Raw genomic sequence first — 25806 nt, forward strand, 5'->3', positions numbered from 1 at the left:
AAAGAGTCGCTTAGGCGGCTCTTTTTTGTTTTACTCAACTAAATAGTAAAAAGAGATTGATGGTGATCAATATGCGGAAAATGGAAGTATTAAATAATATCGAACATGAAAATTTAGGGGTTAATCCTGAGTTTTCAGCTGATCTGGGTGATGGCATAACAGGTACATTAACGTACATCACGGAATTTTCTGATGTGCAAAAAGAATATCCAATCTTGTGTCGTAGAAACACCGAAAGTGGAGAGTACCAAGCGACAGTTTTTTTTGGCTTTGAGAAAAATGAAAATTTGTTCCTGGTGGATTCCGACCCAAGCAATCAAAAAAATGTAGGCTGGAATGCCAATTATGTGCCAGCGGTTATGGCGCGAGGCCCATTTTCTATTGGCTTAAAACGTGAGATGGTTGAAGGTGTAGAAACCCCTAGCCCATTGGTACAGGTAGATATGAATCACCCTAAAGTGATGAGAGGGGCAGGAGAAAAACTATTTTTAGAGCGCGGGGGGAATAGCCCCTACTTAAATCACGTCTCAAGGGTATTAGAAGTTATTAACGATGGCATTCCTTTAACGAAGCGAATGTTCGAATCTTTTACCAAGTATGAATTGCTTGAGCCTGTTGTTTTAGATATTGAATTTAATAATCAAGATAAACTAAAAATTAGTAGTTACGAAACCATTAATCTGGAAAAGCTTGCTAGCTTGAACGGCGTAGCACTTGAAGAATTGAATCGAAAAGGCTTCCTTCAGGCGGCTTATTTTATGATAGCTTCCATGTCTAATTTCAAGAAGTTGATTGAATGGAAAAACACCAAACTTTTGCGTGGTTGAGGAAAAATTGACTAGTCATAGATCAGTAAGAGTATTGCAAGGCTTAACATCATCCACCATTCCCAAGGATATTGTTGCCAAAGCGGAGCCAGTAATTCTTAAACAGTTGGTCGGTGATTGGCCCTTAGTCAAAGCAGGGAAAATTTCTGATCGATATTCTGTTGATTATTTAAAGCAGTTTTACAATGGAAATACCAGCATCGTTTGTAAAATACCACCTGAGAATAACGGCAGAATGTTTTACAACAGCAATTGTACTGATCTGGATTATGAAAGCTTTAAAGGGCGCATCGATGATACCTTGGAAGCGATTCTGGATTGCGCTGGCAAGGTCGATGAGCCTGCCTACTATATAGCTTCAAATATCATCGACACCCATTTTCCAAATCTCTTGCAGGATAATAATCTAACCATACCGCGCACCATGCACCCTGACGCAATGAAAGAACGCGTCAGCATCTGGATTGGAGCAGCCACTACAGCGACCTGCCACTTTGATGCCCTGGACAACATCGCCTGTTGTGTTGCAGGTAAGCGGCGTTTCACTATCTTCCCTCCGGATCAAGTTACCAATCTATACCCTGGCCCGTTAGAGCCTACCCCCGGTGGTCAAGTGATTAGTTTGGTCGATTTCAAAAATCCAGATTTTGAAAAATTCCCTCGATTTAAAACTGCGCTGCAAAATGCGCTGGTTGCTGAGCTCGAACCTGGCGATGCGTTATACCTTCCCAGCATGTGGTGGCATCATGTAGAAAGCTTGGCGCCATATAATATTTTGGTAAATTACTGGTGGGACGACGCACCTAGTTTTTTGATGTCTGGCATGAATGCTCTTTATGCGGCGATGCTAGGTATTAGAGATAAGTCTGCACATGAGCGGCATGGATGGCAGCAGCTTTTTAATCATTACATCTTCAATGGCGCTGAGACAGCTAATAGTTATATTCCCGCTGAAGCGCATGGCTTTTTAAAACCTCTTGAACGTTTGGAATCGAGAAAGCTTAGAGCTTTACTTATTAATAAATTGAATCGCTAGTGAGAACAGAAATGTCAGAAAAGATGATGAAAGTCGTTATTGCCGGAGGAGGTACAGCAGGCTGGATAACTGCTTCTGCGCTTGCCCATCAAATGGGTGAGATATTGGATATCACACTCATTGAGTCTGAAGATATTGGCACTATTGGTGTCGGCGAAGCCACTATTCCACCGATGAGGACATTCCATCGATTAATTGGTATTAATGAAAAAGAATTTGTTGCTGCAACCAACGCTACATTCAAGCTAGGAATCCAATTTGAAAACTGGAAACAAATTGGCGAGAAATATTTCCATTCTTTTGGGGTGACTGGCAAGCAAACAATAGTTACCGATTTCATACATTTCTGGCTTAGAGGCCAACGTTTGGGTATTGCACAGCCTTTTGGCGATTATTGTCTGGAGTTTAAAGCGGCTCTGGAAGAGCGCTTTGCAATCACTGATCAAATCAAGATGAACTATGCGTTTCACCTGGATGCTGGTAGATACGCTCGATTTTTGCGTGAGCGCGCAGAGGTGCGTGGCGTAAAGCGCATTGAAGGAAAAATAGCGGAAGTACGGGTTAACTCTGAGACTGGTTTTATTAGTACTATTGTTTTGGAATCGCAGCAGGAAATTGAAGGCGATTTATTTATTGACTGTACAGGTATGCGCGGCCTGTTAATTGAGCAAACACTGCAAACTGGCTACGAAGAATGGCGGCAGTGGTTGCCCTGTGACAGGGCCATCGCTGTGCAGACAGAATCAACATCGCCAGCTCTACCCTATACTCGCTCTATTGCTCATCATGCTGGCTGGCGCTGGAAAATTCCGCTACAGCATCGCGTTGGCAATGGTATTGTGTATTCCAGCCCCTATTTGTCTGATGACGAAGCCACGCAGATGTTATTAAACGCGGTGGATGGCAAAGTTCTCACTGAGCCAAAGGTGATTAAGTTTAAAACCGGGCGACGCAAAAAAGCCTGGAATAAAAATTGTATTGCAGTGGGGCTTTCTTCAGGCTTTCTTGAGCCGTTGGAATCTACGAGCATTCACATGATTATGACGGCAGTGACTCGTATTTTGCAGCTTTTCCCCCATGGAAAAATCAACCAATCTACGGTGGATGAATACAATGCTCAAGCTGAGAGTGAGTTTGCGCGCATCAGGGATTTTATTATTTTGCACTACAAAGCGACTGAACGGGATGACAGTCCCTTCTGGCGTTACTGTAAAGAGATGAGCGTGCCTGAAGACTTGCGACATCGAATACAGTTATTCAAAGAAAATGGAAGGTCTAATCAAGTCGAGGGAGAGTTATTTCGTTTGGATTCCTGGACTCAGGTTATGCTTGGTCAAGGCATACTGCCTGACGGTTATCATCCGATAGTAGATTTAATGCCAGAGGTACAATTGCGCGCCTTTTTGGGTGGGCTTGCTAATGACATAAATAATCAACTTGCTGTTTTGCCGTCGCATCAGGAATTTATTGAAGAGTTCTGCCGTCGGGCCTAATGGGTGGTCTAAGACAAATGAAATATAAGTTGCATCCAGCTCTTGATTATAAGTTTTATCTTGTTGGTCAAGAAAAAACGCCGCTATTGGTCATTGATAATTTTCTCAGCGATGCTGAATCACTGATAGATTTTTGTATAAAAAACACAAGCTTCAACAGAGTAGATAATTTTTATCCGGGGCTACGAATGGCAGCCCCGCGTGACTACCTCTACGCGATTAATCATTACCTAGCGGAGCTACTGGAGAATATATTTGATTTAACACCCGATAAAATCGCCGGGTGTAAATCGCTTTACTCTATGGTGATGACGCCGCCTGATAAGTTAGATCCACCCCAATGCCTTCCTCACATTGATTCCTATTTGAGTGGTGATCTTGCCTGCGTCCATTATCTCTGCGGAAAAGAAAAAGGCGGCACATCACTATATCGGCATAGAAAAACCGGTTATGAAAAAATTACCAGCGAAACTATCGATCACTACAAACATTCAGTAGTGAATGAAGGTGCGCTGGAATTTGAAAAAAAAGCTTACATGAATGGTTCAAATAATTATTTTGAACAAATAGCAAGCGTAGATGCCATGTTCAACCGCATGATTATTTATCCCTCCAATATCTTACACTCTGGCAATATAGCGCCAGATTTCAATTTCAGCACAGACCCCCTCAACGGCCGACTAACGTTAAATTCATTCATATATTCCAAGCGATAGTCTTGATTTTTAGTTTGCTATGAAATTTTTCACCGGATTCATACGCGCTTCAAAATCCCGTCCTTACTTTCCTTTTCTGCTGCTACTGACCAACTTGTATACAAGCAATAACATCCACAACCGAAACATATATACAAGTGCACCAAACAAACAGAATGCTCATAAATAGAGCCTCGTTTTATGTCGGCGCCTGGTACTCACAATAAAACAACACGGGGAACTCTATGAATAAATACACCAATCCACTCTTTTCAGTCAGCTTGCTGACCCTTGCCATAGCGGCCAGCGCGCAGGCGCAAGATCAGGCGTTGGAAGAAATTGTGGTCACCGGCTACAAAGCGGGTTTAAAAGGTGCGCTGGATACCAAGCGCGATTCCAACGACGCGGTGGATGCGATTAGCTCTGAAGATATCGGTAAGTTCCCCGATACCAACCTTGCTGAATCGCTGCAGCGTATTACCGGTGTATCAATTGACCGCAGCGGCGGTGAAGGCCGTCAAGTGACGGTGCGCGGCCTTGGCCCACAGTTCAATACCGTGCTGTTTAATGGCCGCCAAATGCCTAACCCCAACGCCAGCCGTGGTTTTAACTTTGACACGGTGGCGGCGGAAATGGTGAGTGGCGTAGAGGTGTACAAAACCTCAACCGCCGCGACGCAATCAGGCGGCATCGGTGCCACTATTAATGTAAAAACCGCCAAACTGCTGGACTTGGGCACCAAGTTTGCCGGTTCGGTAAAAGGCTTGAATGAAACCAATCTGGACGACATTACTCCCGCCATTTCTGGCCTGATTAGCACCAAGTTCAATGACAATTTTTCAGTGGCGTGAAAATTTTTTTAAAACTATTGAAAAAATACCTTCTCATCTGGAATTTTTACAGAAATATTGCGCAGCATCTAGTGTTTAAATAAAAATTAAATTCCTACCTCTTAACGCACAAATCAAAAAAATCCCCGCCGGTTTTTCCGGCGGGGATTTCTTATGCAGCCTAATCTATCGATCAATCTACACTCACTTGCATCGCATGAACTAAATATTCAATAAGGGCTTCGATTTATATTCGTGCGTAGCGTCGAAAACAAAAAAAATCAATTTTAACCAAGTTTAATCCCAATCCTTGTAGTAGCAAGAAGCTTTTGTAATTTGACATTGGCCTCGATACCACCCTAATGATTCAGGACAATCAATTCCACATTGCTGCGGCATTGGTTCTATATATAAAAACTTACCAAGTTGAATTTCCCCACTTGAGAACACACCATCGTTAATTTCTGCTGAAAAAGTAATCCAGCCATCATTAAGAATATAGCCACTTGGTGATAAGGCAACAGTTCCTTTTTGTTGTGTTACATTAATAGTAGATACTGTTCTCTTTCCGTGACTACTAGTCGAGGCATAAAGAGTAATTTTCGCTGCTCGGTTTTCTTTTATCGCCTTAGAGTTCCAATCAAGCTCATAATACAGAGGGATTCCATAAGGAAATCTCGCATATAAAAATCCAGAAAAATTAAATGGTGCTGAAAAACCATTTGGACCAATATAAGGTCTTCGCTGAAGGAAAAATTCTTTCTTAGAGCAGTAATACTCACCACTGAAAGAGCCATAATTAGTAGAATCACCAGCCTTGGGAGGGTAAATTTTCTCATAAGGGCCATACTGCTCGTAATACTGCTGATTTATCATTAACTGCTGATAGTTTATTGACGGTGATGGTATACCTCTAACACTCCATCGCATTACCCATGCTTGTATGGGATCGTTAATAGGATAATTGCTTGTGAGGATATAGCTTTTGTATGCGTTACCTTCGGTATTCGCTTTATCGCTTCCTCGATAACCTCCGATAGAATCGAAGAAATGCACTCTCTCACCTCTATCAACTCCCCATCTACCATCACCTTTAATTGTAATTTTCTCATTTATGAGTTGATATCGGCCCACATCAGCAGTTAAGAAACTTAGAGAATCCATGAATGAAGAAAAATCAAAACGACATTGATCTCCATATGCACTACAAGTGGTGCCTATCGTTACACCTTGCATTGCCTTACCTCCATTACAGAAAGTTGGTGGGGCCTTTGCAAAAATACTGGCTAAAATTTCGTCGCTTGTTTGAGCATATGAAAAGTTACATAAGAAAAATAAACAAAGTAAAAAACACTTTTTCATTATTAAACTCCATTTAAAATTTAATTAGTTTATTGAAGAAAAATCAAATTTTGGAAAAAATCTAACTCAAATATATTTATATTCGAGCGCAATAATATTCCCACAAGACACTCTTATATTCTAGTATGCAAGATGGACGTTTTGACATTATTGAAAATAACGTTTTCTCTTCCGAAAAAGACTACTCACAAATCGATATCTCCATGAGCTACGACCTGAGCGACAACGTCAGCATCTTCCTCGAAGGCATCAACGTCACCGAAGAAGGCGCCCGCATCCACGGCCGCGAACAGAACCACATGTTCTACGTCGGCGAAGGTGTAGGCCGCTACGCACTGGGCGTGAGAGCAAGCTTCTAAGCCTCTCCGTTAAAACCCCGCAAAACAAAAACCCCCGCATGTTGCCATGCGGGGGTTTTTTATTGGCTAGGAATCAGCAGTTATCAGGGGCAGGTGACGTCTTTACCGGCGCCTTTTACCACGCTGACTTTGGCGAAGGTAATATCCAAAGTGCCAGCGGTAACCAGCGAGAAGGGGGCGAGGACTTGGGTCCAATACTCTTCTGGCGGCTGGGCGATACCAAAGTTCGCGCCGGCATTGGGGTAACAGCTAAAGGGTACTGTCACTGTCTGCCAACCCTGACCGGCAAAACCTTTGAGTTTTTCAGTCAGGTCGATGTCAGACGCACAGTAGGAGCCACAGCCCAAACGCAGGAAGCTGGTGGCGCTCGGTGCGGCGTCTACTTTGATATCAAATACCAGCGCAGAATCGCTGTTGTAGTAATTGATAAAGTCCTGACGGTTGCCCACCGACAGCGCCACCTGACCCTGACCGGCACCGTTCCAGACTACACGGCGCGCATCTTCCTGTACTTCACGATCCACCGCTTGAATCATCAGCGATGAGGCTTTCACGGTGTTGCTGTTCATTGGCATCTGATCATTCTGGAAGCCAATAATTTCCAACTGCCATGGGTCCATCGGGCGACGGTTAAATAACTCCATCACATCCATGGCTTCGGCGGCTTTGGGGCCGTCTTCCGGCAAGTTGTCGCCCAGGGTGTTTTCATCGGCGTAACTCATGCCGAAGCCATAGGCAAACAAGGGGTCGTAATTGGCATCGCTTTTGTTAAGCGGGGTTTGATCCGGGTGTTTTGGCCAGGAGAAGCTGAGGCGACCTTTCATATCGTGGTTGATTTCACCTTCGGCATTTTTAAAGATCACATCGGCCACACCGGCGCCTTCAGTACCTGGCTGCCAGATAGCAACAAACGCGTCCGAAGCATTCAGTTCACGGTTTACCCAGAGTGGGCGACCGGTGATAAACAGCGATACCACCGGGATACCTTCGCTGCGGAGTTTTTTCAGCAGCTCCCAATCGGCGGGGTTGCGTGGTTTGTAGGCGAGCATGCCCACATCGCCCTGCATTTCGGCGTAGGGGTCTTCACCAAATACCACAATCGCCACATCGGGCTTCTCGCTAAAGGAACCGTCCACACTCAGGGTGGCAGTGCCGCCAGCGGCGCTGACAACTTCATTGATACCGGCGTAGATGGAGGTGCCACCGGGGAAGTCGGAATTGACGTTACCCGTACCCTGCCAGGTGACTGACCAACCGCCACTTTGTTTACCGATGTTGTCCGCGCCATCGCCCGCGACCAATACTTTCTGGTTGCGCGCCAAGGGCAGCAGTTTGTTTTTGTTTTTCAGCATCACCAGCGATTCGCGTACTGCCTGACGGGCGACTGCACGGTGCTCAGGTGCGCCTAACAATTCTTTTTTGCCAGCCAGTGGGCGAGTAGAGGGCGCGCCTTTTTCAAACAGGCCGGCGCGGATTTTCACCCGCAGGATACGGCGTACCGCATCGTCCAAACGCTCGGCGGTAATCTCGCCGGATTTGGCCTGCGCCACCAAATTGTTGTACAAGTCTTTCCAGTTAGGCTCAGGCACCATGTAAATATCCAGACCGGCCATCAGCGATTCAGGGCAATCCACCGCCGTACAACCGGGGATAAAGCTGTGACCGCTCCAATCGCCGACCACCAAGCCATCAAAGCCCATTTGGCCTTTGAGCACGTCAGTCAGCAGGTATTTATGGCCGTGCATACGGGTGCCGTCCCAGCTGGTGAAGGAGGCCATTACCGCCTGCACACCGGACTCCAGCGCACTGAAATAACCGGCACCGTGAATATCGCGCAGTTCTTTTTCATCGCCTTGGGTTGGCCCGCGATCCACCCCGTTCAGGGTGCCGCCGTCGCCAATAAAGTGCTTGGCAGTGGCGATTACGTGGTTATTGGTGAGGAAGTTTTCGGTATCGCCTTCACCTTGCAAACCCTCCACCATTTTGCCGGCAAAGGCGCCCACGATTTGCGGGTCTTCGGACCAGCTTTCATAGGTGCGGCCCCAGCGATCGTCGCGCGCAACGGCAACGGTGGGTGAGAAGTCCCAGTCCAGACCGGTCACCGCGATTTCCACGGCGGTCACACGGCCGATCTCTTTCAATAATTCGGGGTTATTGGTCGCACCCAGTGCGATGTTGTGCGGGAACAGCGTCGCGCCAATCACGTTACCCAATCCGTGCACGGCGTCGGTGCCCCACATGATCGGAATGCCAATGCGACCATTGGATGTATCTACCGAGGCGTTGTAATAGCTATCGGCCAGTTTGACCCAGTCCTCCAGAGGCGCGTATTTGTTGCTGCCGGGGGTGCTACCACCGCCGTTGAGCACTGAACCCACGTGATACTGTTTTACATCCTCCGGGGTGAGGAATTTGATTTCAGGCTGCACCAGCTGGCCGATTTTTTCTTCCAGGGTCATGCGCGCCAGCAAATCATCGATACGCGCCTCTACCGCCGGGTCTTTTTTGACAGCGCTGGCAATCGCCGGCCATTCAACCTTGGCGGCCGTTGTAGCAGGCGCTTCGGTAGGGGCAGGGGGAGCTTCCGTTTTTTTGGCGTCGCAACCCGCGAGCAGCGAGAGCAACAGCGCACCGGGCAAGAGTGCACGAAGAGCGAAGTTATTGTTCATAGTGGGTATGACCTATTCAACGAACCAGAAAAGAGATAACGGATTGTTCGCGCCAGGGGGATGTCGCTGTTAATTAAAATAATATTCATCCATGCGAAAACCAGTGTTTACGCGTGCCAGCGGTGGTTGCGCTGAAGGCGCACGCATTATAAAGGTAGCATTTTGCCGGTTTTTAGCGAATCAACTTTACTTTTTATGATGGTTTGCTCAAACACTGTCCTAAACGCCTGATCCGGGTAAATTAGGGATCACACGGCGGCCTGTGGTGCCCAGATTTGGTTCAACCCCTGCACCACTGCCCGCCTGCCGTGCACTCGTCACCAAGCTCTTGTCATCGCCACCTGCGCAACAGGCTAATAAATAAACCTCTACAACCAATTGAATAATAAGGATAAAAACATAAATTAACAAAATACTGACTAATTGGTCATGAAATTGGACTGGGTTTTGCTATTTCTCTGGCGATACCTTTGTCGCCCAATCCAACACCAGTAGTTACATGCCTATGATGCCCATTCCACCCTCTTTGTTGCGCCTCGGCGTCACCCTGCTGTTAAGTGCTTGCGGCAGCAGTGTTGCGCTCGCCAATGCCCCACACAGCAGCGACGATGCCGAAGCCTTTCTGGAAAAACATTGCGCCCGCTGTCATAACGATGAACGCATGGCGGGCAACTGGACGCTCTCCGATGTGGCGCTGGACGATGTGAGTAAGGGTGTGAATCTGGCCGATTGGGAGAGCGTGTTGCGCGTGACCCAGCGCGGTGAAATGCCGCCCGCGAGCCGCCCCAAACCCGGCCATGAAGAATTGCACGGTTTTATCGATTGGCTGCAGGGCTCGCTCGATGGCTATGCCGCTGCCAACCCCAACCCCGGGCGCGCGACCTTGCGCCGCTTGAATCGCAATGAATACAGCAACGCGGTGCGCGATTTGCTGCACATCAATCAGGACCTGAGCGAAGCCCTGCCCGCCGATGACTCGGGTTATGGTTTTGACAATATCGCCGATGTGCTTTCGGTCTCGCCGGTGCTGATGGATCGCTACCTCGCGGTGGCGGGCAAAGTAAGCCGTTTGGCCGTCGGGCTGGGATCGGATCAGCCCTATACCACCACTTATCAATTACCCAAAGACGGTTCGATTCTCAATCAGGGCGTGCCCTCTTACGACGAGCGCATGAGCCACTATTTGCCGCTGGATTCACGCGGCGGAGGGGTATTTGCGTATTACGCGCCACACGACGGCGAGTACGAAATTAGCGGTTATCTCAATGCCAACACCAACAACGAGGTGGACCGGCTGGAGGACAATCGTGTGAGCCTACGCGTGCCACTGACGGCGGGCGCGCACCATATTGGCCTGACTTTCCGCAAAGATCTGGCGCTGGATGAGCGGGTGCAAATCCTGCGCAATACCACCGAGGAAGTGCCGCTGCCAAGTGCGCCGCCCACCAACCTGACGTTGGATTTTGTGGTGGATGGCGCGCGTGTGGGTAGCACTCAGGTGCCGTCCTATTACATGTCGCCGCGCTACGCCCAGCACAATTTCCCGCGCGACGTATTGGAGATCAATGTCGCTGGCCCCTACGCGGTTACTGGCCCCGGTGCCACGCCTAGCCGCGCCAAAATCTTCAGCTGCACGCCCGGCATTTGGCCTTTTACCGAAAACTATTGCGCGCAGAAGATCCTCGGCAAGCTGGCGCGTCAGGCTTATCGTCGCCCGTTGGAGGCCAATGATATTGAACGCTTGATGAAGGTTTATCGCCAAGCCCAGAGCAATAGCGGTTTTGAACAGGGCATAGCGGCGGCGATTCAGGCGATGCTGGTTTCGCCCAGTTTTTTGTTCCTCCATGAAAGCGACCCGCAGGACGCCGCGCCCGGCACTGTGCATCGCATTAGCGATATGGAATACGCGGCGCGCCTCGCGCTGTTTTTATGGAGCAGCCTGCCCGATGAGGAGTTATTGAGCCTCGCCGAAAAAGGCAAGTTACGCGAGCCAAAAGTGCTACAACAGCAGGTGACGCGCATGTTGACGGATGACCGCGCACTGGCGCTGGAGCAGAACTTTGCCGGGCAGTGGTTGTACTTGCGCAACCTGGAATTCCATCGCCCCGACGTGAAGGAATTCCCCGATTTTGATGTGCCCTTGCGCGCTGCCATGAAGCGCGAGAGCGAACTCTTTTTCAGTTCGATTGTGCGCAACAACGCCAGCATTCTCGACTTCCTCAAAAGCGATTACACCTTCCTCAACGAGCGGTTGGCAGCACATTACGGCATCGCCGGGGTAAAAGGCCCGGAGCTGCGCCGGGTGCAATTGGCGCCGGATTCCATGCGCGGCGGGCTCTTGGGGCAGGCCAGTATTCTCACCGTGACCTCCTACGCCAACCACACCTCGGTAGTGCGCCGCGGGCAGTGGGTACTGGCCAATTTACTCGCCGCGCCACCGCCGCCCGCGCCGCCGGATGTGCCTGCACTGAAAGCGGAATCCACCAGCGGCAAGGCACTTAATGCGCGCGAACAGTTGGCGCAGCACAGCAAAGACCCGGCGTGCCACTCCTGCCATGTGCGCATGGACCCGATTGGCCTGTCGCTGGAGAAATACGATGCGATTGGCCGCCTGCGTGAACTGGACGCCGGTCGCCCGATTGATGTCACCACCGCCATGCCCGATGGCCGCGCCTTTGAGGGCCTGTACGGCCTGCAGGATGTGTTGATGGACAGCCGTGAGCAATTTGCAGGTGCCTTTACCGAACGCTTGATGATTTACGCGTTGGGCCGGGGTTTGGAAGCCAACGACCAGCCCAAGGTGCGCCAGATTATTCGCGCCGCCCGCGCCAACAATTACCCCATGCACGAGATTATTCTGGGGATCTTAACCAGCGAACCCTTCAACTACCGAATGGTGCCAGCCCATGAAAAAACGACCGCCGCAGTTCACTAACGCCTTGTTATCGCGCCGCAGTTTGCTGCGCGGTTTGGGCGCCGCCATCAGTTTGCCGGTGATGGAATCGCTGATTCCCTCGGCGCTGGCCAACACGGTGTTGGAAAATCGCCCAAAAAAACTGAGCGTGTTTTACATGCCCAACGGCTTGCGTATGCCCGAATTTACCCCGGCACTGGCGGGCAACAACTATGCGATAACACCGATTCTGGAGCCCATTGCACGCCATCGCGATAAGTTTGCGGTGATCACTGGCTTGGCGCACTACAACGCCAATGCGCTGGGCGATGGCCCCGGCAGCCACGGTCGCAGTTGCGGCGCCTACCTCACCGGCGCGCACCCCAAACGCACCGAGGGCGCCGACATTTACTGCGGCATCTCCATGGATCAGGTCATCGCCAACCACATTGGTCAACACACACAGCTCGCCTCGCTGGAATTGGGCATCGAACCGCCCAGCCTGCTCGGCAGTTGCGATGTGGGTTACAGCTGCACCTACACCAATACCTTGTCCTGGCGCAGCCCCACCGCGCCTATGCCGGTCACGGTAAAACCGGGCGATGTGTTTGAGCGACTGTTTGGCGATACCCGCGCGTTAGACGAGAAAAGTCGCCAAGCCCAGCTCGCCACCAAAGCCAGTATTCTCGATTTTGTCTTGGAGGATGCCGCGCGCCTGTCGCCGCGCTTGGGCATGAATGATCGCCGCAAGTTGGAGGAGTATTTGGACTCCATCCGCACCGTGGAGCAGCGCATCCAAAAAGCCAGCCGCCAAACCAATGAGGTGGATACCAGCCAACTAACCTTGCCTGCGGGCATCCCGCAGAACTTTGAAGAACACGTACGCATCATGATCGACCTGCAAGTGCTGGCACTGCAAAGCGATATGACACGCATGAGCACCTTTATGCTGGGGCGCGAACTGAGCAACCGCTCCTACGCCGAAATCGGTGTACCCGATTCCCATCACAGCCTTAGCCATCACGGTGGCGATGAAGCCAAAATCGCCAAGCTGGTCAAAATTAACCAGTACCACATGGCGCAGTTTGGCTATCTGCTCGACCGTTTGGGCAATACCGCCGACGGCGCGCAAACCCTGCTCGACAGCACCATCGTCTTTGGCGGCGCGAGTCTGGGTGAACCCAATGTGCACGACAATATGGATTTGCCCGCACTCGTCGCCGGCGGCGGCCTGCGCGGCGGGCGGCACATACAACAACCCAAAGACACGCCCATGAGCAACCTGATGTTGTCGCTCATGCACGAAATGGGTGTGCCCGCAGAAAGTTTTGGCGACAGCACCGGGCCGCTGCAAGCGCTCTATGCCTAGCAATACGAATCAGGAGTTTATGTGAAGTTAATCCCTCTGCTGGCCTTAGCGGCCGCGCTCTGCTCGACCACTGTGTCAATGAGTGCACAGGCCGACTCGGCCGATGACGCCTTGATGCGCGCCATCCACGCGGGCGACACGGCCAAGGTAACGCAAGCGCTTAAACAGGGTGCCAAGCTAAATAAACCGCGTGCCGATGGTTCATTGCCACTGGCATGGGCGGTGGAGACGCAAAACCCGGCGCTGGTTGCGCTGCTCTTGGCCAAGGACGCCAAGGCTGATCTGGGTGATGCCCAGCCGCAAAGTTTCAGCCCACTGGTAGTTGCCTGCCAACGTGGCGACCCGGCAATTGTCGCCGCCTTGTTAGACTCTGGCGCCGATGTTAAACGCACCACCAGCACCGGTATTTCGCCGCTGGCACTCTGCGCCGGTAATTCCAGCGTCGCCATGGTAAAGCGCTTGCTGGAGCTGGGCGCGCCAGTGGATGCCGCCGATGACAGCGGCCAAACCCCACTGATGTGGGCGGCGGCCAAGGGGCAATTGGCAAGCGTACAACTGTTGCTCAACCAGGGTGCAGAGATCAACCGCACCACCGCCAAAGGTTTTACCCCACTGTTTTTTGCACTGACCAGCAAGACACCAGACACCGCACTGGCCTTGCTGGAAGCGGGCGCCAATGCCAATTACGTCGCGCCCGACGGAACCACCCTGGTGCAAATGGCCATCTACCAACAGCAATTTGTGGTGGCAGAACAGCTTGTGCAGCGCGGTGTGGACCTCAATGCGATTGATCGCAACGGCAACCAACTGCTACATGCGGCGGTGCGTCATCGCCAATTGCCGTTAGTAAACGCGCTGCTCGCCAAGGGCGCCAATCCCAATGCACTCACCGGTACCTCGGCGGTGGTGTGGCGCTATGAAGTGAACTTCACCAGCCGTCCCTACGTAACCTACCCGCAAACCCCGCTGCTATTGGCGGCGGAACTGGGCGACACAGCGATCATGCGCGCATTGGTTGCCGCCGGTGCTGATGTCAACTTCCGCGCGCAGGACGGCACCAGTCTGGTACTGGCCGCCGTGCGCAGTAACGCCAGCGCATTATCCTTGGCACTGTCCTTGGCGCCCGACGTAAAAGCCACCAACAAGCGCGGCGAAACCGCATTGCATTTACTGCTGGGTTACAGTTTTTATATGCCGATGACGGTGGAACAAATCAGCGCAATGTTGCTAGTGCTCGCACAAAAGGGCGCACCGATTGATCTGGCGGACAGCAGCGGCAAGACGCCACTGGCTATCGCCCAACTTGAAGATTTCCGAGCAAAACCCGAATTCGCCACCGCTTTTCAGTTATCGCCACAGGTAAAACTATGATGCTTACAATCTGCAAAAAATTATTAACAACTTCCTGCATAACACCATTGAAAGTAAAAACCGCCGCATTAAGCGCATTGCTTTTTTTACAGCTACCCGCATACGCCCAGCAAGAGGTGATCGACGCGCGGCAGGAAGGATTTAAAGACATGGGCGCCGCCATGAAAACCCTGCGCGATGAATTAAAAAGTGGCAAACCCGATAGCGCCGCTATCACCAGTGCCGCCACTGAATTGTCGGTGCTCGCCGAAAAATTACCCACATGGTTTCCGGCGGGCAGCGGCCCGGAATCCGGTTTGGAAACCGACGCACGCGCTTATATTTGGGAAAACAAAGAAAAGTTTGATGCGCTTAGTAACGAATTAATGGTGGAATCCAAAGCCTTGGTGTCACTCGCAAGCAGTGGTGATAAATCTGCGCTGCAAAAAAAATTAGGCACCCTGCGCGATAACTGCTCGTCCTGTCACGACAGTTTCCGTGTGGATTAATTGCCTATGACCATGCCTGCAGTTGAATTAACACTGAGCAAAAAAACCTTGTGGGATTGGCCAGTGCGCATTTGTCACTGGTCGATTGTATTGTTGGTCGCCGCCTGTTGGTGGACGGCGGAAAATCACGAAATTGTGTATCACAGCTACTGCGCCTACGCGCTGCTCGGCGTGGTGTTATTTCGCGTTTACTGGGGATTTTTTGGCAGCAGCAGCGCACGCGTCAGCCATTTTTTGCAAACACCGGCAGCGACATTTCAATATTTTAAAAAATTAACACAGCGCGATGTGCCCCCGTCAGCGGGGCACAATCCACTCGGTGGTTACAGCGCGCTCGCATTACTATTTTTATTGTTGCTCCAAATTGGTTTGGGTTTATTTTCTATCGATGTCGACGGTTTTGATGGTGGCCCTTTTGCCGATTACCTCAGTTTCAAAACTAGCCGTTTAATAGCAGATTGGCATGAAATTACCTTTAATATCTTGCTGGGGTTTATCGCGTTGCATTTGCTTGCGGTAATTTATTATTTGTTATGGCGCCGCCAAAATTTAACTGCCGCTATGGTACACGGCAAAGCACACATCGCTGAACCCATTCAAGCGGCGAGCAGAATGCATTTAATTATCGGAATCGTTTTTGCCGCTACACTGGTTTGGTTGATTATGTAATTTCACGACTGCAACAGGAGGCTAATCATGTGTGATGATCTGACGCAAGAAGACAGCGAACGCTACGCGCAAGGCCAGCTCAACCGTCGCCAATTTGTAGCTGGTATGGTGGGCGCCAGTTTGGCGATGTATTTCCCCATTAGCGCCAACGCTATGAGCGTGACCGAAGCCACTGTTAATGTAACCACGCCGGACGGCAGCGCTGATTGTTATTTTGTGCACCCGGCCAGCGGTAAACACCCTGCTGTAATTCTCTGGCCGGATATTCTCGGCCTGCGCCCCGCGTTTGAATTAATGGGCAAACGCCTCGCCCAAGCCGGGTATGCGGTGTTGGTGGTGAATCCATTTTATCGCAGCCAAAAAGCCCCGGTGGTTGGCGAAGGTGCCTCCTATGCCGATGAAGCCACGCGCACCGCCGTAACCGCCCTCGCCAAAGCGCTCAGCCCTGCAACCCATGTGATAGATGCAAAAGCCTTTGTCGGTTTTCTCGATCAACAAGCCGCTGTGGATAGCAGCAAAAAAATCGGCACTATGGGTTATTGCATGAGCGGCGCTATCGCCTTTCGCACCGCCGCAACAATGCCGCAGCGCATCGGCGCCGCAGCCAGTTTTCATGGTGGCGGTTTAGTCAGTGACTCGCCCGACAGCCCGCATTTATTAATCCCAAAAACCAAAGCCCAATTTCTGGTTGCCATCGCCGAAAACGACGACCAGCGCGATGTCGAAGCAAAAAATGTGTTACGCAAAAGTTTCGCCGATGCAAAAGTAAAAGCCGAAGTGGAAGTCTACGCCGGTGCGTTACACGGCTGGTGCCCGCCCGATTCCCGCGTTTACCACCAGGAGCAGGCCGAACGCGCCTGGAGCCGGTTGTTGGCATTGTTTGAAGCGGCACTGGTTTAACGTCGTTTTAAATAAAGTAAAGTTAAAATCTATTTTCTGGCCGTGCCTGATAATTTTTTATTGCATGAGAAACAAGCGCAATAAAAACTCCAATAAATGCAGATGAAAATATCGCACCTAAAAGAATTAATAATTTTTTTGGCTTAACAGGGTCTAATGAGGAAACAACTGGTCCAGCCAAACGAAATGCTTGAACGTCGTCTTTTAGCGTGCGTATTTTTTTGAGATCATTCTCCAAAATATTTCTCCAACTTTCCATATTCCGCAATTCTGGTGAAAATGCGCTAAGTTGCTCTTTACGGCGTGCCTCCAGTGATTTTATTTCCTCTGACAATACTCGCGTACCAAGCAAGTATTGACGATCATCAACAACCTTTAATTCAACACCTGTTAGTTGTTCATAGGGTGTGTCAATAATATTCAGTGATTGAGCGAGTTTTAGTGACTCTTGTAATTGGAGCAAATTATCCTCCAGCTTCTGTAGCTCACGCTTTTGAAGGGCTTGATAATCAAAATCTAATTGTTGAAGGTTGGATGCATAGGCTTTTTCAAGTTGGGCTACAAATTTTTCCACCACATGTCTGTTTAAAAAATCTACATAGGCAGTCAGTGTTTCAATGTCACGCCCAGGCGCTGGTGTCTCGAGAGTTATTTGACTGAGAGTAACATTTGGGCTTTTAGGATTCGGAGGTGTTAGCGCCAAAGAAATGAAAAACTTTTTAAATGCTCTATCATTTGCGGTGGATTCAATACTTGGATCCTCTGATAGCGGTTGCTGCGACCAGCGCTCCCAAAATAATTTTTGAGTGTTGAGTGAGCTCGCTTGTATTAATACCTCCTGATAAAAATCCTCAGTTTTTAACGGAGCAACTGCATACTGCGAGCCACCAGAAAGTATTGCTGGTTGCAATGCCTGGATATCATAAGGGGACGTACTGTCAAATAAAACCTCCAGCCTATAAGTGGATGGCAGCCATTTTAACCAAAGTCCAGTTGCAATTGCGGATACAACCACTAGCGCAAGAATCAGCCATTTTTTGCGCCAAACAGTAGCGCACAATTCAAGTAAATCTATTTCTTCCTCTCTCTCATAGGAATGATTTTGAAACGTGTTTTGATGGGTATTCATAACAATAACTCATATCGACATCGGCCTAGCAACCGAAAGATGGTGTAACCAGTAAGCAGGAATAAAATTTGTATTTCTGATGGTTTTCTATCCATTTTTGGATAAGAAATTGAACAAAGCTTTAAAAGGCATGCACAAAATTCCTTGTGAGTTTACCACTTGAGCAAGTGGCTGATGGTAACTTTATTACAATTCGATTACTGTAAAAACTTGTAAAGTAATACATTGTAATTGAATTTTAACTACACGTGCTTACGAAAATTTTTTTGATTACAAATGAGAGGACAATACAAATGGTGAATACAAAGCGAGAATTGGCGCTTAAATTTGCATTATTTACTTGAGCAATCGTAAGGGGATATTAAAAAAACAGCCACCCTTGTGGGGCGGCTGTTGCGGGAGAAACCAGAATGAAAGGGGTAATTCATTCTGGTTTTGTTAAAAGAGTTAAGCTTCGTTACTCGGCTTGCCAATAGTAGCGAGGATACCGCCGTCTACATAAACGATTTGACCGGTGACAAAATCGCTCGCTTTGGAAGCGAGGAAAATGGTCGCGCCTTGCAGGTCATCCGGGTCACCCCATTTGCCCGCGGGTGTGCGGCTGATAATAAAGTCGTTAAACGGATTACCATCAACGCGAATCGGTTCGGTTTGGCTGGTAGCAAAATAACCGGGGCCGATGCCATTTACCTGCACGTTATATTTCGCCCATTCGGTGGCCATATTTTTGGTGAGCATTTTTAATCCGCCTTTGGCAGCGGCGTAGGCGCCTACCGAATTGCGGCCGAGTTCACTCATCATCGAACAGATGTTAATAATTTTACCTTGGCGACGCTCAACCATTTTGCGCGCAACAGGGCGGGTCATAGTAAATACACCGGTCAAATCGATTTTGATGACTTCTTCAAAATCTTCCAGTGTCATTTCCAACAGCGGTGTACGTTTGATGATACCGGCGTTGTTAATCAAAATATCAATCGGGCCGTGGTCAGCTTCGATTTGATCAACAGCAGCAATCACTTCGTCTTCATTAGTGACATTAAATTTGTAACCAAAAGCGTTAAAACCTTTAGCGCGATATTCGTTAACTGCGTTGTCGATTTTTTCCTGCGAGGAATTACCGTTAATAATCAAGGTGGCGCCGGCGCTTGCCAAGCCGCTCGCCATGGCCATACCCAAACCGTGGGTTGCACCAGTGACTACCGCGATTTTGCCGGTTAAATCAAATAATGGATGATTCATGTTTTTCTCTCAAAAAATTATTTCAATTCACTGGGCTTATGGAAATCCATATCGGTGTAATCCATATTTTCACCGGCCATGCCCCAAATAAAGGTGTAATTTGCGGTGCCCACACCAGAGTGCATTGACCAAGGTGGTGATACTACCGCTTGTTCATTGCCAACCCAAATGTGACGGGTCTCTTCCGCTGGGCCCATAAAATGGCATACCGCGTGAGTATCCGGAATGTTGAAATAAAAATAGGCTTCCATCCGACGGCTGTGTGTGTGCATTGGCATAGTGTTCCAAATGCTGCCGGGTTTTAATTCGGTCATACCCATTTGCAATTGGCAGGTATCGAGTACGGTATTAATCATCAGCTGATAAATGTCGCGCTCGTTACAAGTATCACCGGCGCCCATATGCAAAACCTTGCTATTTTCCTTATTCACTTTTTTAGTAGGATAAGTTTGGTGTGCGGGAGTTGAATTCAAATAAAACTTGGCAGGATTATTTGCGTCATCGCTACTAAAAATAACGTCTTTTGCACCGCGACCAATGTACAGCGCTTCTTTGGTACCAATTTCATAGACTTCGCCGTCTACCGACACTTTACCGCTGCCACCGATATTAATGGCACCCAACTCACGGCGCGCCAAAAAGAAATCCATTTTGAGCTGATCGTAGGTTTCCAGCACCACCGGTTTAGTCACCGGCATAACACCGCCCACCATCAAACGCTCGTAGTGGGTGTAGGTAAATTCCACTTGGTCGGCGGTAAAAATATTCTCCACTAAAAAATGTTTACGCAGCTTTTCAGTGTCGTAATGTTTGTAGTCATCCAGGTGGACTGCAAAACGTTCCTCTAATACTTTCATAATAAAACCTTCTGTCTCTCAGCTGCTGCGCCTTGGGCGCAACACAGGTTGATGGTAATCCACTCTATAGAAGCAATGCGTTTACCTGCATTAATAACATGCAGGCAAACGCGGATAATTATTGTTTTTTAAGTAATTTATAGATTTCGACGCCGGCAAAAATAAATGGGCCATTGCCCTTGGCATCGTTGGCAAAAATACGCTCGGTCATATAGTAATCGTAACTGCCGTCGCGACCAAAACCTAAACCTGCTACCAGACATTGATCGGTCATGCTGATCTTGCCATCTTTGTGCAGGGTTACAAATTCATTGATCAAACCTTCATAGGCTTTCATTGTCGCCGCGCGATAGGACTCGGGCAAATAACCTTTGTTAAGAGCTTTAGCGTAAAAATAAGTGAACATCGCACTGCCGCTGGATTCGCGATAGTTGGCGATGGCACCGGGTTTATCCAGAATTTGCCACCAGGTGCCGGTCTCTGCATCCTGATAGCGTAACAGGTCAGCAGCCAATTCTTGCGTAATATCAATCAGGGTTTTACGCAATTCTGTTTCTGATTCCGGCAAATAATCCAGCACATCCACCAGCGCCATGGCGTACCAGCCCAAACCGCGCAGCCAGTATTGAGAAGCTTGACCCGTTTCTTTATTGGCCCAATCCGCTTGTTTGGATTCGTCCCACGCATGGTAATACAAACCGGTTTCCGGGTTGCGCAGCTGCTCGCGGGCAATCACAAATTCATGCACCGCTTCTTTAAAACTTTCGTGTTGTTGTTCGCCGGTTTCATAGGTCGCCGCATATTGTGCGAGGAAGGGCATGCCCATGTATACGCCATCCAACCATAATTGATTAGGGTAGGTAACACGATGCCAAAAAGCGCCACCACTGGTGCGCGGGTGACGCTTTAAATTTTCACGCAAAAAATCTACCGCTTTGCGATATTTTTCCGCGCCGGTGCGCTGTTCTAACAGAATTAACACATCGCCTGGTTTGGTTAAGTCGATGCTGAATAAATCCGGCTCGAAGGTGTGGATCTTGCCATCGTCTGCTACAAAACTGCCGGTGACTTTTTCGGCAGCCTCGGCATAGCGTGTATCGGGGCTAACTTCATTCAGCGCTTGCAGCGCCATAATTTGCAAGCCCGCAATATCGTATTCAAATTTGGCGGGGCGACGACGATTTTCATCCCAACCTTGATAGTGATAATTCAGGGTTTTACGTTCCAGTTCGGAGTCGGCCAAGGCTTTAGTCCATTTCAAAGCAGTCTCCGCAGTCAACGGGACTTTTTTGGCCTCGGCGCTAAGTGCAGATTCAAAACGCACACGCGGTTCTTTGGTTAAACGCAATACTTCGCGATCCAGATAGGCTTTAAAATCGGCTTCGGTTTTTACGCCGTCCAGCTCATGCTCCCAAGCGGCGAGGAAGTAATATTCCAATTGGCCACCTTTATCTTTCATCACGGAGACATAAGAGGTTTCGTCTTGTGTTTGTTCCGCGCGATCATCGCGACGGAAAATAATTGCCATGCCCAAATGATCATCGGCACCGCTTAAACTTTGTTTGCCCCAACTGGCAACGTAAGTCCAGGCGTAACCGCTGACATGCTCATTACCTTGCAATAAGCTAGTGCCCGGGTGTTTCACCAAACCTATTGCCATATTCGGCAAACGCTCGGTTTTACTGAGGTTGACTTTCACCAAACGGCTGCCAGCAGTCATCGCAAAATGCGCGGTCATATCAAGTTTTTGATTGTTAACTTGCCAGCCGTTGTAATTAATTTTAAAACCGGAATAAATATCGCCATTATTAGTGATGGTGGCGGAGCGGCTGTCGGTTTGTGATACCAGCTCCACATTTTTTCCGTTCCAAAAACCAAAACCACCCATGCCGAGTGACTTGCCAACTTTTAATACATCCACACCCCAGTCGGCATTTTCATGGTAGGAGTCGTAGCCATCCAGGCCGACCTTTTGCAACACCACGTCGTTAACTTTTTTACCAAAAATATCAAACCCGTTGCGCCAATCCAGATACACCCTATAAGCCACTTTGTCCGATTCTATGCCGGGACCTTCGTAGCGAATCCAATAGGAGTGGTCGGTATATTGTGGCGGTGGATTTACGCTATCCACATTTTTAAAGGTGCCGCCTTCGTAAACTTTACCATTCCACTCACCACCTTCTTTGATGGAAATTTCCGCCTGGGTTTGTTTTTTCAGCGCGGGTTTGGCAATGGCAGGATCGGTGGAAATAATAAAATTTTTGCGCTCGGCGGGCGCAAAATCGGCCGCTAATAACAAGCTGTCCAGCGCGCCATCACCATCGGTATCGACGGTTTGTGAGACTTGGGGTTGATCGCCCATCAGCACCGCCAGTTTTGCGGCGTCGCTGGCATCGATACCCAAATCATAAAATGAAAAATAAATTGGCTCTTGCGCCAAGGCAAAATCATTGGCGTTACTAATTTCTGCAGTCGCTACTTGATATTGCGCTGCCTTGTCTTGCACAGGTGCTGCAGCACTGGTTTGTTGTTCATTGGCTGCTTCTGGAGAGCAACCGCTGATTGCTGCCAACATAAGTCCGCCCAACATTGCTTTGCTTAAAAGGGCTTTGCGGAACGGGTAGCTGTTTAACAATAAACTCACGTGGTTCACCTCTTGTCGCGTCATTAAGTCGTGATGTTTTATCATCACGAATTCAATCGTTTTATTTGATTATCGGCAGTAAAAAATCCTACCGCCGATAACTAAATAGGGATGCCAGTTGCCTGGCATCCCTGTTTGATGATCAATACATACAATTTAATTAAAAGCTGTACTGAACACCCAAGTAGAATTGACGACCTGATTTGAGAGTAGTATCAACTAAATCATAGTCACTCAGCAGCAGAGTCTCTGGCTCATCAGTCAGATTCAATGCATCAAACGTAAACTTCACATTGTCGTTCAACTGATAAGCAAAGGATGCATCCACTACACCAACTTCATCAGTATTATCTGAACCGACTGCTTGACCAGCGGCATCTTTAACCACTGTAACGGCAGTTGACTGGTAATCGCTACGGAAAGTGTAAGAAATACGACCAGAGAAACCTGAATCATTTTCATACCACAAGGTACCGTTATAGGACTCGTCAGACTGACCATTTAAGCGTGACCAAACTGGTGCAGCAGCAGTACCGGTATTTACACGTGATTCAATGGTAGTGATGTTGGTTTTAATACCAAAATTACGTAACCAGTCAGGACCAAAGTTAAATGGCTGTTGGTATTGCAGCTCCCAACCTTCCAATTCACCACCTTCACCGTTACCCGTCGTGCGATAGTTAAAAATATCAGCTGGAGTTGATGGGCCGGTAGCCAACAGACTGTCTGGCAAACCTAAACTCGCCCAAGGCACGTCAATACGAATAGTTGATGGGAAAGACTCGATATCTTTCTTGAACCATGCAAGCGACAAGAGCGATTCCTCAGCAAAATACCATTCAGCGGAGATATCGGTTGCCTTGGCACGGAATGGATCAAGATTTGGGTTGCCTGCAGTGTAAACGCGGTTGAATACATCAACGCTACCGCCGGGAGTCAAACTACCCAAACCAGGGCGAGTCATTACTTCTGCCCAAGATGCGCGCAAAACCACATCCGTTATTGGCTCTAATGCCAAGTTAACAGAAGGCAATGTATCAGTATATTCACGCTCTACAGTGACTTGAGTACCACTCACCAGACCGGTTGAGCTTTGCTTAGTCTCCACTTCACGCACACCAACATCGCCACGGAATGGCAGGCCAGCCAGCTCGGTATTGAAGTCAAATTGTACGTAGTAGCCGGTGTCTTCCTCTTCAACTGAACGATCTTCACCAGCCATATTCACTAGAGGGAAACATGTACTGTCATCAAACAAACCAGTTTTGCCAGCCACAGCATTAATATTCGGAAGGAAGAAAGTATTAGCGCCATTTGACGGTGTATAAAGGGAACCAAGATCGCTGGTTACATTCATATCAGCCAGAGTTAGACCGCAACCGGCCGGCACACTCACTGCTGTGCCTTGTGGTGAAGTTTGATTTAATATTGCTCGGTCACGTTGAGCTTTATCATTGTCAAAACTAAATTCCTTCAGTGAAGCACCCGCTTTCACCGTGAAGGTTTCATTCAAATCCCACGCAAAATCTACCTGCGCAACATCATAGGTATTTTCAGTGGTACCCGGGCGATCACGCAATTCAGAAATTTGCCAGTTGCTTGGATTTTCTAAATCGAAACCATAACTCATTTCAGGATTCATCGCGCTATTGCGATAATCATAAGTAAAATCAGCATTAAAGCGCTCAAAAATAACTGTAGATTCTTCTTTCAAATCCTGCTCGGATTTGGAAGATCCCAACAATGCTTTGATGCGAACGTTTTCAGTGAAGTCGTGTTCTACTGCCAGGGAGTATTGATCGAAAGTAGTGTCGGCGTCCACGAAGGCATTTTCGGAACGAACATCTACACCGCTCAATGCTGCATATTGCAGTGAGTTGGTGGATGCGTCATACGCATAGTCAGTTACGGTAGTTTCGCGACGACCAGTTGCACCGGTACGCGCCAGTGAAATTGGTGTTAAGGTCAGGTCGTTTTGGGTGTAGCCCAAGTCGGCATGCATAACATCCAGAATCACATTGGTGCTATCAGCAATTTGCCACTGGAGTGCACCAGTAACCCCCAAACGCTCAATGCCAATCTCACGATCCAATTGGCGTGGGAAACGAGGAATATTTGCACCATTCACTTCTGCAGGCAATGTAGCAGCATTTGCCCAACGGTTAGTACCCGAAGTTGGCGAGCCGAGCGCCTCCCAACGGCCAGAGTTGTGACCTTCTTGCAGCACAGTACGTTCAGAGTAAGCCACGGAAATAGATGCGCCGAGGGTACCTTCATCATTCACCAAATTTGCCAACGCGGTAATGCGCGGGTCGCTAGACTCGGAGCGATCATTAAAACCCTGTGTATAACCAACAGAATAAGTATTGCCATCTGAGTCAAGTGGGCGCGCAGTAAACAGATCTACAGTTGCACCAAGGGAACCTTCTTCCATCTCAGCAGATTGGGTTTTTTTCACATCAATCCGGCTAAACAGCTCTGAGGCAAAGATGTTGAAGTCAAACGCGCGGCCTTTATTACCGTAGCCAGCCGCGATAGTTTCCATGCCGTTGATACGCACACGGCTAAAATCGGCACTTAAACCACGCACACTGATTTGTTTGCCTTCGCCACCAACACGATCAATATTTACACCAGGAATACGCTGCATCGCATCAGCGAGGTTGTTATCAGGAAAGTCACCGATATCTTCAGCAACAATGCTGTCGGTTGAACCTGTACTATTGCGTTTCAGATTCAGTGCATTCTTCAAACTGTCACGGAAGCTGCCGGTTACCACAACTTCTTCCAGAGTGTCGTCACCTTGTGCAAACGCCGTGACAGGCATGACCATACTGGCCGCCATGGCTAACACGATTGGATTGAGTGTAAATTTTCTCATAGCTATTCCCCATCTTTTATTGTGATTAAATACATTGAGCTAGCGAGCATTGCCAACATCGATTGCTAATTGCAGTGTTGGCAGTTTTC

At 48.8% G+C, this 25806-nt stretch carries 19 protein-coding genes; 12 read left to right on the top strand and 7 right to left on the bottom strand.

The genetic code is table 11. The annotated features are described in order from the left end of the window. Positions 1-71 precede the first annotated feature (71 nt). The 5 genes from O59_RS01220 to O59_RS01240 all read left to right on the top strand — a co-directional run bounded on the left by O59_RS01220 (position 72) and on the right by O59_RS01240 (position 4902). Entirely contained in the window at positions 72-827 is a 756-nt protein-coding gene (locus O59_RS01220; RefSeq protein ID WP_040391286.1) for a SapC family protein, read from the top strand. Then, entirely contained in the window at positions 793-1863 is a 1071-nt protein-coding gene (locus O59_RS01225) for a cupin-like domain-containing protein (protein WP_232283017.1), read from the top strand. The genes O59_RS01220 and O59_RS01225 overlap by 35 nt, the downstream gene beginning before the upstream one ends. An 11-nt stretch (positions 1864-1874) precedes the next feature. Continuing rightward, positions 1875-3356, top strand: a complete 1482-nt coding sequence (locus O59_RS01230; protein WP_007638670.1) for a tryptophan halogenase family protein — start codon at positions 1875-1877, stop codon at positions 3354-3356. A 17-nt stretch (positions 3357-3373) separates the two neighbouring features. Continuing rightward, positions 3374-4072: a DUF6445 family protein gene (locus O59_RS01235; RefSeq protein ID WP_007638673.1), complete on the top strand. Its 699-nt coding sequence runs from the start codon at positions 3374-3376 to the stop codon at positions 4070-4072. Positions 4073-4296: 224 nt separating this feature from the next. Continuing rightward, positions 4297-4902, top strand: coding sequence for a TonB-dependent receptor plug domain-containing protein (locus tag O59_RS01240; RefSeq protein ID WP_007638675.1), 606 nt, complete (start codon positions 4297-4299; stop codon positions 4900-4902). A gap of 276 nt (positions 4903-5178) precedes the next feature. Here O59_RS01240 and O59_RS01245 read toward each other — a convergent pair whose 3' ends face one another. Further along, positions 5179-6243: a hypothetical protein gene (locus tag O59_RS01245; protein ID WP_040391014.1), complete on the bottom strand. Its 1065-nt coding sequence runs from the start codon at positions 6241-6243 to the stop codon at positions 5179-5181. Between the two features lie 203 nt (positions 6244-6446). Between O59_RS01245 and O59_RS01250 the strand changes: the two genes are divergently transcribed. Next, positions 6447-6602, top strand: coding sequence for a hypothetical protein (locus tag O59_RS01250; protein WP_198284732.1), 156 nt, complete (start codon positions 6447-6449; stop codon positions 6600-6602). Between the two features lie 83 nt (positions 6603-6685). Here O59_RS01250 and O59_RS01255 read toward each other — a convergent pair whose 3' ends face one another. Next, positions 6686-9271 carry an exo 1,3/1,4-beta-D-glucan glucohydrolase gene (locus tag O59_RS01255; protein ID WP_007638691.1) on the bottom strand — a complete coding sequence of 862 codons (2586 nt, stop codon included), beginning with the start codon at positions 9269-9271 and terminating at the stop codon, positions 6686-6688. Positions 9272-9776: 505 nt separating this feature from the next. Between O59_RS01255 and O59_RS01260 the strand changes: the two genes are divergently transcribed. From O59_RS01260 to O59_RS01285, 6 genes are read left to right on the top strand one after another with little or no spacing between them, the layout of a single operon-like run. Beyond that, positions 9777-12206 carry a DUF1592 domain-containing protein gene (locus O59_RS01260; RefSeq protein ID WP_007638696.1) on the top strand — a complete coding sequence of 810 codons (2430 nt, stop codon included), beginning with the start codon at positions 9777-9779 and terminating at the stop codon, positions 12204-12206. Then, positions 12178-13533 carry a DUF1552 domain-containing protein gene (locus tag O59_RS01265; RefSeq protein WP_007638697.1) on the top strand — a complete coding sequence of 452 codons (1356 nt, stop codon included), beginning with the start codon at positions 12178-12180 and terminating at the stop codon, positions 13531-13533. Before O59_RS01260 ends, O59_RS01265 begins: the two co-directional genes overlap by 29 nt. 21 nt (positions 13534-13554) lie before the next feature. Then, positions 13555-14904 (top strand): ankyrin repeat domain-containing protein, encoded by a 1350-nt coding sequence (locus O59_RS01270; protein ID WP_232283018.1) that lies wholly within the window; start codon positions 13555-13557, stop codon positions 14902-14904. Further along, entirely contained in the window at positions 14901-15392 is a 492-nt protein-coding gene (locus O59_RS01275; RefSeq protein WP_007638701.1) for a cytochrome c, read from the top strand. Before O59_RS01270 ends, O59_RS01275 begins: the two co-directional genes overlap by 4 nt. A gap of 6 nt (positions 15393-15398) precedes the next feature. Continuing rightward, positions 15399-16061 (top strand): cytochrome b/b6 domain-containing protein, encoded by a 663-nt coding sequence (locus O59_RS01280; protein ID WP_007638703.1) that lies wholly within the window; start codon positions 15399-15401, stop codon positions 16059-16061. A 27-nt stretch (positions 16062-16088) separates the two neighbouring features. Further along, positions 16089-16961, top strand: a complete 873-nt coding sequence (locus O59_RS01285) for a dienelactone hydrolase family protein (protein ID WP_007638705.1) — start codon at positions 16089-16091, stop codon at positions 16959-16961. Positions 16962-16983: 22 nt separating this feature from the next. On the opposite strand, the gene O59_RS01290 is transcribed toward O59_RS01285, so the two are convergent. The 5 genes from O59_RS01290 to O59_RS01310 form a co-directional block, all read right to left on the bottom strand. Beyond that, entirely contained in the window at positions 16984-18090 is a 1107-nt protein-coding gene (locus O59_RS01290; RefSeq protein ID WP_007638707.1) for a Wzz/FepE/Etk N-terminal domain-containing protein, read from the bottom strand. A 447-nt stretch (positions 18091-18537) separates the two neighbouring features. Next, positions 18538-19332 carry a gluconate 5-dehydrogenase gene (locus tag O59_RS01295; protein WP_007638709.1) on the bottom strand — a complete coding sequence of 265 codons (795 nt, stop codon included), beginning with the start codon at positions 19330-19332 and terminating at the stop codon, positions 18538-18540. Positions 19333-19349: 17 nt separating this feature from the next. Then, a complete protein-coding gene (kduI, locus tag O59_RS01300) occupies positions 19350-20189 on the bottom strand; it encodes a 5-dehydro-4-deoxy-D-glucuronate isomerase (RefSeq protein WP_007638710.1) in 840 nt (279 codons plus the stop codon). A gap of 118 nt (positions 20190-20307) precedes the next feature. After that, positions 20308-22836, bottom strand: a complete 2529-nt coding sequence (locus O59_RS01305) for a glycoside hydrolase family 88 protein (RefSeq protein ID WP_232283019.1) — start codon at positions 22834-22836, stop codon at positions 20308-20310. Positions 22837-22996: 160 nt separating this feature from the next. Beyond that, complete coding sequence (locus O59_RS01310; RefSeq protein WP_007638714.1) at positions 22997-25717, bottom strand: TonB-dependent receptor; 2721 nt, start codon at positions 25715-25717, stop codon at positions 22997-22999. Positions 25718-25806: the final 89 nt, after the last annotated feature.

Source organism: Cellvibrio sp. BR, assembly GCF_000263355.1.
GTDB lineage: Bacteria > Pseudomonadota > Gammaproteobacteria > Pseudomonadales > Cellvibrionaceae > Cellvibrio.

Excerpts from the sequence above, each read along its gene's own strand:
- O59_RS01220 (WP_040391286.1), top strand. The coding sequence starts at position 72 with ATGCGGAAAATGGAAGTATTAAATAATATCGAACATGAAAATTTAGGG.
- O59_RS01230 (WP_007638670.1), top strand. The coding sequence starts at position 1,875 with ATGTCAGAAAAGATGATGAAAGTCGTTATTGCCGGAGGAGGTACAGCA.
- O59_RS01235 (WP_007638673.1), top strand. The coding sequence starts at position 3,374 with ATGAAATATAAGTTGCATCCAGCTCTTGATTATAAGTTTTATCTTGTT.
- O59_RS01240 (WP_007638675.1), top strand. The coding sequence starts at position 4,297 with ATGAATAAATACACCAATCCACTCTTTTCAGTCAGCTTGCTGACCCTT.
- O59_RS01245 (WP_040391014.1), bottom strand. The coding sequence starts at position 6,243 with ATGAAAAAGTGTTTTTTACTTTGTTTATTTTTCTTATGTAACTTTTCA.
- O59_RS01250 (WP_198284732.1), top strand. The coding sequence starts at position 6,447 with ATGAGCTACGACCTGAGCGACAACGTCAGCATCTTCCTCGAAGGCATC.
- O59_RS01255 (WP_007638691.1), bottom strand. The coding sequence starts at position 9,271 with ATGAACAATAACTTCGCTCTTCGTGCACTCTTGCCCGGTGCGCTGTTG.
- O59_RS01260 (WP_007638696.1), top strand. The coding sequence starts at position 9,777 with ATGATGCCCATTCCACCCTCTTTGTTGCGCCTCGGCGTCACCCTGCTG.
- O59_RS01265 (WP_007638697.1), top strand. The coding sequence starts at position 12,178 with ATGAAAAAACGACCGCCGCAGTTCACTAACGCCTTGTTATCGCGCCGC.
- O59_RS01275 (WP_007638701.1), top strand. The coding sequence starts at position 14,901 with ATGATGCTTACAATCTGCAAAAAATTATTAACAACTTCCTGCATAACA.
- O59_RS01280 (WP_007638703.1), top strand. The coding sequence starts at position 15,399 with ATGACCATGCCTGCAGTTGAATTAACACTGAGCAAAAAAACCTTGTGG.
- O59_RS01285 (WP_007638705.1), top strand. The coding sequence starts at position 16,089 with ATGTGTGATGATCTGACGCAAGAAGACAGCGAACGCTACGCGCAAGGC.
- O59_RS01290 (WP_007638707.1), bottom strand. The coding sequence starts at position 18,090 with ATGAATACCCATCAAAACACGTTTCAAAATCATTCCTATGAGAGAGAG.
- O59_RS01295 (WP_007638709.1), bottom strand. The coding sequence starts at position 19,332 with ATGAATCATCCATTATTTGATTTAACCGGCAAAATCGCGGTAGTCACT.
- kduI (WP_007638710.1), bottom strand. The coding sequence starts at position 20,189 with ATGAAAGTATTAGAGGAACGTTTTGCAGTCCACCTGGATGACTACAAA.
- O59_RS01310 (WP_007638714.1), bottom strand. The coding sequence starts at position 25,717 with ATGAGAAAATTTACACTCAATCCAATCGTGTTAGCCATGGCGGCCAGT.